The following is a 15896-nucleotide window of genomic DNA, read 5'->3' as shown; positions in this document are numbered from 1 at the left end:
TGCCTTTTTTGGTTTTCATTTGTTGTCTATAATTGATGGTTGAATTGCGGTATTTGTATTATAAAGCCTTATTTAATGCCTAATTAAAAAATATTTAACTTTTTATTAATGAGTTTGAGAAAAATAATTAATTTAACAAACTGATTTAAGAAGAAACAAATGACTACGAAAAAAAAACTAAAAACTGTGGTTTTCAAAAACCAATTTTCTAACTATGCTATTCTATTAGCTGTATTTTTTAGCAATATTATTCTGGCTCAGACAACAGTGACTTACAGTGCTTTTACAACAGTTACATGTCCAGATACACCAGTAGCAACTATTTCTACACCACCAACTGGATTGACTTTTTCTCAATTCTCACGTGGTTCCGGCGTAACCTGTGCAACAGCAAATGGATCCATATCAGGATCTTTGTTTAATAATACCCTAACTGCAAGTATCAGCGCAGCAAAGTGGTTTACATTTTCGATTACCAGTGACGCTTCTACATCCTTTACGCTTAACAGTTTAAACATTGTTTCAAGAGTTAGTAATGCCAGTGGAACCCCAAACGTATCGGTTCAATACAGCATTGGTACTGGTACAAAAACAGTAATAGGTTCTTACACGCCTACAGGAAGTGTGGCTACATATACTATTACACCGTCATCCGCAATATCTGTAGGTGCAGGAGAAGTTCTTAATATATTTATCATTCCAAATTCCTTAACTGCAAATGGTACAACTTGCAGAGTGGAAAATAATACAAGCGCTAACGTTACAGCAACCACGGTTTCAACTTGTACAACGCCTGCAGATCCGGTGGGAACTATTTCTGCTACACCTTCCTGCGGATCTACGAGTCTCGGTTTTTCCGGAACAGCTCCAACAGGTACAAAATATTATTGGCAAACCAGTTCAAGTGGAACTTCAACGACCAACCAAACGACAGGTTCTTATGCACCAACAACTTCTGGAACTTATTATGTCCGTTCTAAGTCTGATGCCGGAAATTGCTGGTCAGCAGGAACAGTTTCTCAAGCAGTTACCGTAGTTGCTGCACCTAGTATCACTAGCCAACCGGCAAATCAGGCAGTTACTGAACCTTCAACTGCAACATTTTCTGTCACTGTTTCCAATGCTGCAAGTTATCAGTGGCAAGAAAAAATAGGCGCTGCGGCCTGGACCAATGTGGGTAGCAATAGTAATTCTTACACTACACCTGCAACTTCTATTGCAATGAACGGCTATCAGTATAAAGTTGTTATTACAGGTAATTCTCCTTGCGCAACTATAGAATCTGAAGTGAAGACATTAACGGTAAATGCAGCAGTTCCACCTACCATTACAAGTTCACTTACCAAATCCACCATCTATGGAACAGGAGACACATACACAATAACCGCTTCCAATACACCAACATCTTACAGCACAGGAACATTGCCGGCTGGATTTTCATTTTCGGGAGCTATTGTTACAAAAGCAAGTAATGTAGAGGCAGGCATATATAACATCAGTATTTCTGCGACAAATGCCGGAGGAACAGACACAAAAACGCTGGTATGGACAGTTACACCAAAGCCTTTAACTATTAATGGATTAACTGGTGTTAACAAAGTTTACGATGGTAGCACAGCAACAATACTTTCCGGAAGTCCCAGCTTAGTCGGCATCGTTTTTTCTGACGATGTCTCAGTCACCGGAACGCCTACTGTCAATTTTACAACAAAAGATGTTGGAACCAATAAGCCAATTACGGTTTTTGGATATTCCTTAACTGGAACAAAAGCAGGTAATTATTCGGTATCGCAACCTACCGGATTGACGGCTAATGTTACAGCAAAATCTTTAACAATTACTTCCGTAACAGTTGCTAATAAAGTCTACGACGGGACTAATGCTGCAACAATTACAGGAACACTTTCAGGCATTATTAGTCCGGATGTGGTGACCTTCAACGGAACAGGAACTTTTGCTTCGGTTAATGTTGGAACAGGTATTTCGGTAACCTCTACTTCAACATTAGGCGGTGCGAATGCAGGCAATTACAGCCTTACACAGCCAACAGGATTAAGCGCTGATATCACCAAAGCCAATCAGACCATTACATTTACTGCGATTCCAACTTTGGGCGTCGGAAATACTTATAATTTGACATTGGTTGCAAGTTCCAGTTCAGGATTGGCTTTGAGTTTTTCCAGTGCATCAACCAATGTAGCAACTGTGTCAGGCTCTACTTTGAGCGGCGTTTCTGTCGGGACATCCCTTATCACAGCATCACAGTCCGGTAACGGAAATTACAATGCGGCAACTTCTGTCAGCCAAACGGTCACTGTTGCATTAGAAGCATTTACTGATGGCGATTTTAGGACTAAAGGCGGGGGTGTGTGGAACAATAGGAATGATGCAGCTTCTACAGTTACCTGGCAGAAATACAATGGAATTTCAAATATTTGGGAAGACGTTTCTGCAGGGCCATCTGCTGTAGATACCAATGTTTATATTGCTACTGCGGTAGAAATTCCGGTAAGCACTACGATTAGTGGAAACTTTAGAATTGTAGTTAGGGATACAGGTGTTCTTACTTTTAAATCTTCATCTTTGTGGACTTTTAGAAATATCATCATCAAGTCAGGCGGTACTTTGGATATGCAAACCAGATTTACTGTTTTGGCAGCAGGTAATTTTGAAATCGAAAACGGTGGAAATTTTTGGTACAGCTATCCATCTGCTGCTGCTTCCACGCTTACTGCAAGTCTTTGGGCTGGAAATGAGATTTTTCATCCGGATTCCAACTTTATTATTAAAAATCACGATACAGGAAGCGGTATTTATTTTTTACCGGCACAATCAAACATTTCAGCTAATACATACAATGGTGTAACAGCTTATTTTGGAAACTTGATTTCAGATTCATCCAGTGGCGACGTTAGGATGACGACCACTAATTTTAATAATACGACACTGACACACGGTAATCTGGAAATACGGCCAAATGGTTCTTATGCACTACTATATGGAAATGTAAACTGGACCATTGGAAAAGATTTTGTCATTAAACAAAATTCATCCAATCTTACTGCAACCCCGAATCTTTCAGTTTCTACCGCAAACACCATAACGCTTAATGTTAAAGGAAGTTTTATTAATAATTCAAAAAGTAATTTTAGACTTTCAAACTCTACAGCAGGTACCATAACTTTGAATATTGACGGTAATCTTGAATTAAGAGACGAAGGTAAATTTGATGCAAAATTCAATGCTGCAATTACAGAAGTTAATTTGAAAGGAGATCTTTTGGTAGATCCTGATGCGCTATTACGGGCAACTGCTGCAACTAACTTTAATTTTACAGGAACCGGAGATGGTTTAACAGCTGCAACGACTCAAAATATTGATGTGGCATCAACGGTTACAAATGAAAATTCAAACCTTAATTTCAATATAAAATCTGGTGCTTACGTTCAATTATTAAACAGAAATTTTGAACTCGGAACCAATTCTAAACTGACCGCAGAATCTGGCAGTACCTTAGATTTTGGTTTTAATGGAACTACCGCTCTCAATATCGCAAGAGTCGGATCAACTGCCGGTCAGTCGTTTGCCTCAGATGCGGGAAGTGTTTTAAAAATCACCTCACCGGATGGTATTTCTAATGGAACAAGTGTTTACACAGGAAATGTCCAGGTAGGATCGACTGCTACCAACCGTGTTTTCAGTCCTGCCGGAACTTTTTATTTCATTGGAAAGGCAAACGCTGCACAAGTCTTAGCAAATGGTGCGGATCAAATCTCTGGAAATGGTTTGCCAAGCGACGCCTCTTCCAAAAATATCATTGTGGATCTCAATACCAGCAATGCGGCTCAGGACGATGTAAGCTTCAAAGCAATTGGTGTCAATAAGTTTTCAAGCGCAGGTTCTCTTAAAATTATCAAAGGAACAGTCATTGATATTTCAGGAAATGGATTTGCAGATGGCACTGCAGAAGACGGAAAACTTGTTATGACAGGTGGTCGATATAAAATATCGCGCGGTGGAACACAGCCAAGTATGAGCGGCGATTACGATCTTACCGGCGGCGTGATAGAATTTGCAGGGTCTGCATCTGTTCAGATCAGAACGGGCGCACCTGCAAAACAGTATCTGAATGTTGATATCTCCGGAACCAATGTAGAAACTGGCGGTAAAAACTTCGTAGTCAATAATCTTCTTAGAATAACCGATACCTCTGCAATTTTCACAGTTCCGGAAGTGACTTTGGATTCCGACAATCCTTATGTAGTTACGGCGAAAAAAGGAATTCAAATTGTAACAGGCGGAAAAGCTTTGTTTAAAAATAATGCTGTCTTATTGCAGGATAAAGACGCTGTGAATAGTGGTAACATAACGATGGAAAGAAAAGCAACTGTTCCGTCTATCCAATATAATTTTTGGTCTTCACCAGTCAAAGATCAGGCTTTGTACAGTTTGTATAATGTGCCTAATAATTCGGTAATGGCTTATAATTCAGCTAATGACAAATTTAATGTTCTTAACACTGCAAGCAATCCAAAATCTGTCTTTGCAAAAGGATATTCTATAAAGGGATCTCCAACGATGGCGCCTGCTCTTACTGCTACTTTTACAGGAGAACCGAATAACGAAAGTACATTGGGAGTCAATACCATCGCCTTATCGACTGCCGGAAACAACTATAATTTAATCGGCAATCCTTATCCTTCCAATCTGGATATTGTTGCTTTATTTAACGATAGCGACAATTTTTCAAAATTTTATAATGGAGCAGATGAATCGCCAACTGCCTATTTGTGGGATAATACGAGCAATACAAATCTGAGTCAGTTAGGTTCAGGTTATGTAAACCAAAATTATGCGATCGTAAACTTATCCTCCGGCATGGGAATTCCTGCGCCAATCGTAGCTGCTACCGGGAAAAAACCAAACGGAATCTTAAGACCCGGACAGGGATTTATTATGAGAGCAATGGAAACAGGAGGAAGTCTGACTTTCAAAAATGCTTTGATGAGAACTTCCGGCATTACAATGGGTGGAACCAATTCTCAGCATTTTAAAAATAGTGAGGAGAGCAATGACAATTTTTATCTCAAGCTTACGACACCTAAAGATATGCATATCGTAATTGCGATGGCTTATCATCCGGCTGCGGAAAATTCCTTTGAACGTTTTGACAGCGCAATATTCAGCGAATCTGTGACGGAGAATTTCTATTCATTAAGTTCGGATTCCAAAAAATTAGCAATCCAGGGAAGAAAAGGTAATTTTAATAAGGATGATGTGATTCGATTGGGTTTCAAAACATCTGTCAGCGGAAATCAGAAAATCAGTCTGGAAGATAAAGGCGGAGTTTTCAGTATGGGGCAGAATATTTATTTGAAAGATAAATTATTGAATCAAACCATTAATCTGACTAATGGGGATTACACTTTTCAATCTGTAAACGGTACCGACCTTACACGCTTCGAAATTGTGTTCAAAGAAAATGCAGTTCTAGGAACAGATTCATCCACGAAATCAGACTTTGAAGTTTACAGAGACGGAACAGATTATGTGATTAATTCATCCAAAATTTTAGGAAGAATCGATGTTTATGATGTCACGGGAAGATTGGTCATCAGTAAAAAATCTACCGACAGAAATTTCAGATTGGATTCTGCGATGCTTTCCAATGGTGTTTATATCATTAAGGCTGAAAACTCCGGTGATGTGAGAACGAAGAAGATTATTAAATAAATTCTTATATCTTTCTTTAAAAGGGACTGTTTCCAAAAGTGAAACAGTCTCTTTTTATTTTTAAGTGTGTTTTTTAGTAATTTTTTTCACAGATAATTGTTTGTTTATTTTGTTAATATTTAATTAGTGTCAATAATAAAATTTTGATTATCAATGTTTTGTAAAATTTTATAATCTGAATTTTGTAAATCCGATAAAAAATCTAAATTTACAGCAGACCTTAAAAATACAAAACCTGATGAAAATTTTTTTCTCCTGGTTATTCCTGTTTGGAGTAATCAGCATCTTTGGGCAACCATATATTGCAGACACCGAAGGACTCGGCAAATATGGCTACTTAGATAAAAATGCTACAACTTACATTCGGCTCAATTCCGGATCTTACACAAATATCTACCAGCTTTTTGCAAGAACCTGGACTGGATCTGCCAGCGTGAGAACTTACGGAACGCCTCTCAATTCATGCGGCGGCGCCAATGTGAATCAGAATACCAATAATTATCTTTTTGCTTCTGCAATGTCTCCGGGTAGTATTGCTTACACTTCTGTTCATGCAGATTTTTGCGGTGGTGGCAATTCTTATGGCGGAAATCCGGACATTCCAGGTTTCAACGAGAAGCAGCATTACATTTTTGAACTCACAAGCCGGAATTCTGATCTGTCTTCCAATATTGTAGTTGGAAATAAAAATGTGGTAATGTCCGCTAAGATTGATTTCGGATCTTTGTCCGACAGAAAACTGCAGAGATTCTGGATTAAAAACAATGGAACTTTTGCGGAGGCTACAGACATTCCGAATGATGGTTTCAAAATCTATTATGAAGCAGCCACAGGATCGGAAACTTTTAACGGAAGTGAGAGCAGTGCTATACTTTATGGCGAATACGGCGGAAACTCCACTTCCAATAATGAATACGGACACGATGCGCTTAATATTGATATTCCCGCCGGCGGTCTGAGAGTTTATGTAGTTCTAGAAAATTTGAATAGTTGTTCACCAGGCAAAACGGTGAGCGTCAATTTGCTGAATGACGGACTGAGTTTTTCGCCGATTCCCTCAGCAAATACAAAAACTTTGGCGCGCGTCAATTCAATTCCGGCAACGCCAACTGCTATCACTTATAATTATCCTTCAACTTCTATCACGCCTGCAAATCAAACTGTTGATTTGTATGCAGCTGCAACCAATCTTTCGGTTTCAGTTCCGGGTGCGACATCTTATCAATGGTACAGAAATGTGGTAGCCAATAATACAACCGGAACATTGATTGCCGGCGCGACTTCATCCACATATTCTCCACCAACGGGACCTTCCGATGATTTTAATACACCTGGGACAAATTATTATTATGCCATTGCCACGACCGGCGCTGGAGCTTGTGACAAAGTTGTGAGTGTACTTTCAACAGTAGTTGTTAATAATTCCAATGTTGCCAACTGGGCAAATATCCAATTTCCAAAAACAGATCAGAATCTTTACGAAGGAATTGGTGTGGATGTGTTTGCGCAGGTTTATATTGATGGTTCTACACCGGGACTTGGTCAGGCACCCAATGTAAATGCGTGGATTGGCTACAGTTTGACCAATACCAATCCAAACACCTGGGCACCTACACAGTGGATTCCGGCTGTTTACAATCCTTTCCAGTCGTACAGAGAAGATTTTAATGATGAATATTGGGTGAAGGATTTTGGTAAAGATCTGCCAGCAGGAACTTATTATGTAGCTTCCCGATTTCAGAAAGGCAGCGGCGCCTACGTCTACGGCGGAATTGATGGAACAACAGCAAACGAAAGCGGCGGCATCTGGAATGGGACGACTTATTTTAGTTTGAAATTAATGAACGACCAAACAGTCACCTGGACTGGCTCTGCTTGGAATAATGTAACGGGACCAACAATTACAAGTCCTGCAGTAATCGCCGGAGATGCCACGTCGCCACCGTCATTTTCTGCAAAAAAATTAACAGTCAATAATGAAGTAGGACTCAATATTCCATCAGGACAATCTGTAACGTTAAGCAATGAACTGGTAAATAACAATGGTAATTCCCTCACGAAGACTGTAACTGTCAAAAGTGGCGGAAACTTAATTCAGAATAATGCGCCAGTTTCAAATTCCGGAAAAATCCTTGTCGAGAGGGACGCTGCGGTGGCGGCTGCACAATACAACTTCTGGAGTTCACCTGTTGCAGGACAAGATCTGTACACTATGTATCAATCCGGAAATACAGTGACCCCGAAAAGGGTTTTTACTTACAACACTTTGACGGATTACTACACAACGGTCAACTCAGGAACTTTTGCACCCGGAATTGGATACTCCATCAAAGGCGAATCTGCAGGAAATTCCAAAGCTGCTTTTTTCGGAATTCCGAATAATGGCGATGTAACGGTGAATCTTAATTCAGGAGGACAACGTTATAACCTGATAGGAAATCCATATCCATCTAATTTGGATGCGGTCAGTTTTCATTTTCAAAATCAGGATCAGATAGAAAATACACTTTGGTTTTGGGATAATACAGGGAATTCGGCGGTAACTCAGATGGGGTCGGGATATACTACTTATAGTACGAACAATTTTGCGACTTATAATATTTATTCCGGCGTTGGTAATTCGGGCACCGGAACGCAGAATGACGCCAGCAAAGTTCCAAACGGAAAAATTGTGATCGGACAAGGTTTTATTGTTCAAGCAAAAAGCGGCGTTGCAAATCCAGCGGTCACTTTTAAAAATAATATGAGGACTTCGGAAACAGGTGTTTTCTTTGCCAAGCAAAATCAGGAGAAAGATGTATTCTGGTTGCAGCTCATTTCGCCGGCAAATATTACAAACACTACTGCTATTGTTTATAATGAAAATGCGGTGAATAATCTGGATAATTTTGATTCTGAACTATCATCATTGGGTTCTGATACTTTATATACTTTGGCGAACAATGATTTTAAAAAACTAAGTATTCAAGGCAGAAACTCAGGTCAATTGCAAAACGACAGAGTGAAATTAGGCGTTCAGTACTTCAAAGATGGAACTTATACTTTTACACTGAAGGATAAGATGGGAATTTTCGATAATGGACAATCGATCTATTTGTTGGACAAGCAAACCAATGTTTATATTAATCTGCAAAACGGTAATTACACTTTTTCAGCAAGCAAAAGTCTGGATGAAAACCGATTCGAGATTGTTTATAAAGACAATGCTGTTTTGGGCAACAATGAAATTAGAATTTCGGATTTCCAAATCTATAGAGATCACGATAATTTTGTAATCACTTCCGCCAAAAAATTAGGCAAAATAGAACTATATAATATGTCGGGACAATTGCTGAAAACTTACTTTACCAATGATCAGACGTTCAGAATTGCCGATTCGGAATTATCAACCGGTGTCTTTATTCTAAAAGTCGAAAATGCTGGAGATGTCCGAACGAAAAAAATTATTAAATAAATAATGATAATCAGAATATGTTAAAATATATTTTTGAATATTTTAAACTAAGCATCTCTATTTTGAGGTGTTTTTTTTGATTTAAACCTTTGTGGATCATAATTATAAATATGCAGATCGTTATATTAAATTATGGATTTAATTAAATGATCGTTTGTTTTAATGTTAAATTTTTACTAATTGATTGTAGGTTTTAATATTCTGTTTACATTTGCAATCCTTTTTTAAAAGTATAAAATAATAAGAAAAAAACATAAATATGAGAAAAAGTTTATCCACGCACGGACGATCTCTACATCGTTTTACAAGAAACTTTTTGCTGCCAATCCTTCTTTTTTTGTGGAGCGGGAGTGTTTGGGGGCAGACTACAATTGCTTCAGATGGTTTGAATAATTCAACTAGTCTGTTCTCATTATCGGGTGGTTTGTATTACTCAGGAACTTCTGCTGCAGGAGACAGACCTGCTTCATCTCCCTTTGCATCAGAAGGAACCCACAGCTACGGTCTTAATGCAACATCTGCTTCAGTAGCAACTGCAAGTATGACCACCAGCGATATCAATACTTCCGGTTACACAGCCGTTGAAATGCAGTTTAAGCTAGCATCATTCTCAATAGGTTCAACCGGTAATGGTGCTGACACTACCGATACTGTTACTATTGAAGTAAGTCCTAATGGAGGTGCGAATTGGTATAGCACATATGTTGTAACTGGTAGTGGAAATAGCTTCTGGCCATTCAGTGCAGCAACAACTTCTAGTACAGCATACGACGGAGACGCAACTCCAGTGACAATTGCTGCAACTGCAACTGGTACAGTCAAAGTAACATCTCTTCCTTCCACAACAAACTTAAGATTCAGAATAACTTTAACAAATAATGCAACAGCTGAGCGTTGGTTGGTTGATGACTTTAAAGTTACAGGAACCGCCGGTATAACTTCATTTCAGACTGGAAACTGGTCAGATACTGCAACTTGGGTAGGAGGTGTAGTACCGACATCTTCCCAAAATGTGGTAATTGCCGCTGGACATACCGTTACGATGGATAATGCTACTTATTCTACACGTAATAGTGGGACAATCACTACAGTTAACGGAACTTTAGCAACGAATTTAACTTATACTAATAATGGAACAACCACAATCAACGGATCTTTCCAATTAAATAATGGTGGTTATGCCGGAGGTTCTGCATTTACTTATGCAGCAACCGGAAGTGGTTTAATTTTTAATAGTGGAAGCGTTTATGGCGTAGGATCCGGTAATGCATTTTGGCCGACTGCCAATCCGCCTTTTAACGTAACGGTTAACACAGGTTCTGGTGCAAAGCTTGATACGCCAGTTGGAATAGTTACTGGAACTTTGACATTAAATGGTCAATTAAATGCTGTTAATGCTATAACTGTCAACGGAACTTTACAACTTAACGCTGGTGGATATGTTTCAACAAATGCCCCTGTTTATGGGACATCATCAACATTACTATATAATACAACTTACGGTGTAGGAACAGAGTGGACTACAACCGGAACGACTGTCGGAGCCGGAATACCAAATCACGTAACAATTCAGGGTAATGCGACTGTGACTTATCCTGCTGGAGCTGCCAGAGGAATGGCTGGAAATCTTACTATTACTTCTGGTTCAACATTGACTGCCGGCGATGTTTTGAATGTAAAAGGAACAACTATAAACGCTGGAACTCTTACAAATAATGCCGCAGCCAACTTTACAGGTGTTGTGACAAATTCAGGTACATTTAATTCTAACGGTACTTCCACACTGGCCACTAATTTTGTAAATACCGGAACGCTTAACCTAGGAGGTGATTTCTATCTTGCAGGTAACTGGACAAACACGGGAGGAACTTTTAATCCAAATACCAAAGCTGTTTTCTTCAATGCTGCGTCCGGGACACAGGTGATTACGAATACGGCGGGCGAAACTTTTGATTATTTAGTTCATAATGGCGCAGGATTGCTGCAATTTGCTAACAATGTCACAGTTAAAGGAAGTTCGGGAGATGTGCTTCAGTTATTGGCTGGTACAATTAATCTTAATGGAAAATCACTGACACTTTCTGGCTCGGCTGGTAACGTAAAAGTTGTAGCAGGACAAGTTTTAAATTCTTCAACTTCCGGTGCGACATTCAACATCACCAATGGGACAAAAACAATTACTGGGGGAACGCTTTCCATTCCTTCAAGCGTAACAACAATATTAAATAACGGAATTGATTTCGGAAGCAATCTTACAACCATTTCAGGAACTTTGAGAGTTGCAGCAGGAGGTTTTGTTTCTAATAATTCACCGATCTATACGAGTGCTTCTACATTAGAATATAATGGTGTGACATCTTACGGCGTGAATAACGAGTGGACGGGAAATGCTGCAACCGCAGGAGCTGGAGTTCCACAAAACGTAATATTGACCAGTGCTTCTGTTAATATGCCGACTTCAGCTAGAGGAATGGCTGGGAATCTTACGATTGGTTCGGGAAGTAGTTTAATTTTGAGCGGAACTCTTGGTGCAGATCTTGCGCTAGGAGGAAGTTTTACCAATAACGGTACTTTCACACCGAGTAACAGAGCGGTTATCTTTAATGGAGATGGTTCTATTGTTAATCCACAAAGGATTAATAGTGCGACAATTTTTGATTATCTAATTATTAATCAATCTGGATCGAATTATCTTCAGCTTTCTGCAAATATTGTCGTAAATAAAGATCTTACTCTTACAAACAAAAGTATAAGCCTTACTGGTTTTAATTTGACAATGCCGAATGAATCCTCTGTTATTACATCTAATAGCTCCTCTTATGTGCAAGCTAGTAGTGCAGGACAGTTGATTCGCCAAAATTTGACCACGGGTAAAGAATATATTTTTCCGTTAGGAACTTCTGCGGGTAGCAGATATGCTCCAGTTAAGATAAGTAATCTTTCTGCGGGTGCTAACATTGGAATGAATGTAGCAGCTATTTCAAGCAATTCTAGTATTACACCAAGTATTGTAGATTGGACAAAAGTGGTACTTACTCAATGGAAAATTACAACAAGCAGTAATGTAACAGCGAATATTTATACGGAGTGGCAATCTGGCAACCAAGGTTCTACTATGGTTAATACTGGTTCAACAACCGGTGATATGGGTGTTTCTCAAAATGCTGCACCGTATCAGATTTATGATGTCAATCTTTTACAATACAATACGCAGGCGACAGGTGTGTCGTTATCAGCTACAGGAACTAATGCAATTGTTGTTGGTAATGACGATGCAGTGATGGTTGGTAACGATGACTGTGTTGGCGCAAAAAATATAACAATAAATGCAACAGCGATTTCTGGAAGTACTGTTGGTGCAAGTTCTAGTTTACTTCCTATTACTTGTAATGTTAAAACATCTACAACATCACGTGATGTTTGGTATAAATTTACTACAGTTGCCGCTGGTTATTACAAAATTGAAGTAGTCAAAGGGACTATCGGCGATCACGTTATTGATCTTCGAAGTGGTTCTTGTAATGGAACCAACATTGCTTGTGCAGATACGAATAGTGCAACAGAAAGTATTACCATAGAATTAGCTGCTAATACTTCATACATTTACAGAGTATATAATAATGGAAGTGCCACTGGAGATGGATCTTTTACTACATCAGTAACCACGGTACCAACGATTACTGTAAATCCTTCGACGCTGGATTTTGGAGATGTTGCCATAACGACAGATTCTGTTGTGAAAACATTTACAGTAAAAGCAAGTCTTCTTACAGCCTCTACAGGAAATATAGATTTAACTGCCCTTGCAGGTTATCAATTATCCTTGGATGGAACAACAGCTTGGGCATCTTCAGTGAGCTTGCCTTTTACGGCATCAACGCTTGCAGAAACTACAATCTATACAAAACTAAATCCTTCTACTTGTGGAGATTTTAATGGAAACATTACAGCTGCAGGTGGTGGAGCGACTACTGCAAATGTTGCAGTTACTGGTAAAGGTGTAATTCCAGTTACAACTGCAACAGCAGGTACAGGCATTACTGCATCAACATTCACAGCCAATTGGAGTGCAGTTGCAGGAGCAACCGGCTATAAATTGGATGTTTACAAAAAAGTTACGGGTACTGCTACAGATCTGTTAATATCTGAATATGTTGAAGGTACATCTAACAATAGATATCTTGAGATATTTAATGGTACTGGAATTTCTGTTAACCTAAGTAATTACAAATTACGTTTATATGCGAATGGAAGTACTATATCTACTGATGTCACTTTGTCAGGAACGTTAGCTAATAATGCTGTAGTAGTTTATAAAAACTCAGCTGCTACCACTTACTCAGGAACAGCAGTTAACAATGCCGCGGTAAATTTTAATGGTAATGATGCAGTAGAATTATACAAAATTTCTTCAAACTCTTCCGTAGATATTTTTGGAAAAATAGGAGAAGATCCTGGAACAGCTTGGACTGCAACGGGATTTTCAACTGCTGACAAAACTTTAGTTCGTAATTCTAACATTGCATCCGGTGTTAATGCAAATCCAGCTAGTGGTTTTCCTACTTTAGCGACACAATGGACTCAGTATAATGTTGATGTGGTTTCAAATTTAGGAAGTCACACTTTTAATGCCATTGCTAATAATTACATATTGCAAAATGAAAATGTTGGAAATGTAACATCTTACAATGTAACAGGTTTACAGCCAAACACCCAATATTACTACGTTGTAAGAGCAACAACTGCTGCTTGTGAATCTGCGAATTCTACCGAAGTTGCTGTCACCACCAACAACACCGTTGTCTGGGACGGAACAGCTTGGAGCAACGATAATGTTGGTCCAACCGCAACACTTGATTCAAAATTGACAGGCGCTTATAATATTGCTACTAATTTTGAAACAAAAGATCTGGAAATCACGAGTACAGGATCTCTGGATGTTCAAGCGACAAAAGATGTTATTGTGAACGGGAATATTATTCTTCCTTCCGATAACAAAATTACAATAGAAAGTGATGCTGGTCTTGTGCAGAAAAACACAGGGGCCGATAATAACTCAAATTTCACAGCTACTGTAAAACGTACGGCAAAACTTCCTACAAAAGGTTACACTTTCTGGAGTTCTCCGGTAAGCAATCAGAATCTTTACAGTTTCTCAAACGGTTACAATCAGGCGGCTGGAAGTGGTACAGGAACACCTTGGAACAGATTTTTCGTTTACAAAGAATCCTCTGATACATTCGTGACAGCGGTAAGTGGCGAAATTACACTAGGAGCAAGTTCAGTATTTGATAGTGCACGAGGCTATGCTATCAAAGGTAAAAACAGTTACACTCCAACGGGTGGGACAGGATCAGAAGTTCCAGCAAGTGCTGATACTTTTGTTTTCAATGGAAAAATTAACAATGGGCCGATTTCGTCTCAAATCTTGAAGAACTCTTGTGGAGGTTCTGTTTTGGAAGCTGACTGTACAAAAGGTTATAATTTGGTTGGAAATCCTTATCCATCTAATCTGAATTTTGACGCGCTCTACGCTGCCAACAGCAGTAAGATCTACGGAACAGCGTATTTCTGGACCAATAATGATATTACAGCAACCCAGCAGCAGTCTGGCTCTAATTATAGCGGGAACAATTATGCAATCTACAATATGACTGGTGGAACACCAGCGGTAGAAGTAGATCCGCATCAGCCTTCTGGTGCTGCAAGTCCTACACCTAATGGAATTGTGAAAGTAGGGCAGGGCTTCATCATCAAGTCTAAAAAGTTAGGAGCGGGAAGTGCGCTGTCATTTGATAATACAATGAGAGTCGGGTATGATGCAAATGCACATTTCTACAATGCTAAAAAAGCTGAGAAAAACCGTTTTTGGATTAGAATGACATCGCCTGCAAGCATTACCAATACATTATTGGTAGGTTACATTCCGGGTGCTACTAATGGTTTTGAAATCGATTTTGACGCTGAATTATTTGTTATAGGTTCGGATTCTTTCTATTCTATTTTAGGAACCAAGAAATTGGCTATCCAAGGTAAAGCGGACTTCTCGAATGAAGACAAAGTTCCTGTTGGAACCAAATATGCTGCAAATGGAACTTACAAGCTCAGCCTTGGAAACAAGGAAGGGATTTTTGAAAATCAGAAAATCTATTTGAAAGATAAACTGACTAATTCTTACACTGATCTTACAAGCCAGGATTATACTTTCTCTGCGGTCAAAGGATCAGACGACAGCCGTTTCGAAATTGTTTATAAAGACAATGCAGTTCTTGGAACAGACAGTAACGCAAAATCTGATTTCACAGTTTACAGAGATGGAGAATCCTACGTTGTAAAATCTTCTAAGTCTCTTGGTAAAATAGAAATTTATGACACCTCAGGTAGAATGTTGATAACTTCTTCAACGAAAGAAAACACAGTTAGGATAGATGCTTCTTCTTTGACAAATGGAGTTTATATCATCAAAGCTGAGAACTCTGGAGATCTTAAAACCAAGAAAGTGATCAAATAATTTTAAAGTTCTAAAACTTTTTATAACACCGCTTCGTATATGTTACGAAGCGGTTTTTTATGCGCCTATTCAGCATTTTAGAATCGATCATGTAATTGTTTAAATGTTGATCTAATGGTATTCCACTTCGACTTTTAAAGCTTATCAACAGGTTAAATTTTTACATTAATAATAAAAGGTTTTAATTCTATATGTTGT

The 15896-nt window shown here is 38.8% G+C and carries 3 protein-coding genes; all 3 read left to right on the top strand.

Annotated elements, in window-relative coordinates; genetic code table 11:
• The first annotated feature begins 159 nt into the window (after nt 1-159).
• On the top strand, nt 160-5733 hold the full coding sequence (locus tag LUD75_RS01945) for a YDG domain-containing protein (protein ID WP_232704039.1): 5574 nt from the start codon (nt 160-162) through the stop codon (nt 5731-5733).
• Between the two features lie 238 nt (nt 5734-5971).
• Complete coding sequence (locus LUD75_RS01940) at nt 5972-9187, top strand: T9SS type A sorting domain-containing protein (RefSeq protein ID WP_232704038.1); 3216 nt, start codon at nt 5972-5974, stop codon at nt 9185-9187.
• Nucleotides 9188-9446: 259 nt separating this feature from the next.
• On the top strand, nt 9447-15698 hold the full coding sequence (locus LUD75_RS01935) for a lamin tail domain-containing protein (protein WP_232704037.1): 6252 nt from the start codon (nt 9447-9449) through the stop codon (nt 15696-15698).
• The last annotated feature ends 198 nt before the right edge of the window (nt 15699-15896 follow it).

Source organism: Epilithonimonas sp. JDS, assembly GCF_021261315.1.
Lineage (GTDB): Bacteria > Bacteroidota > Bacteroidia > Flavobacteriales > Weeksellaceae > Epilithonimonas.
Note: the sequence above shows the minus strand (reverse complement) of the source record. Positions and strands in the feature narration are given on the sequence as shown.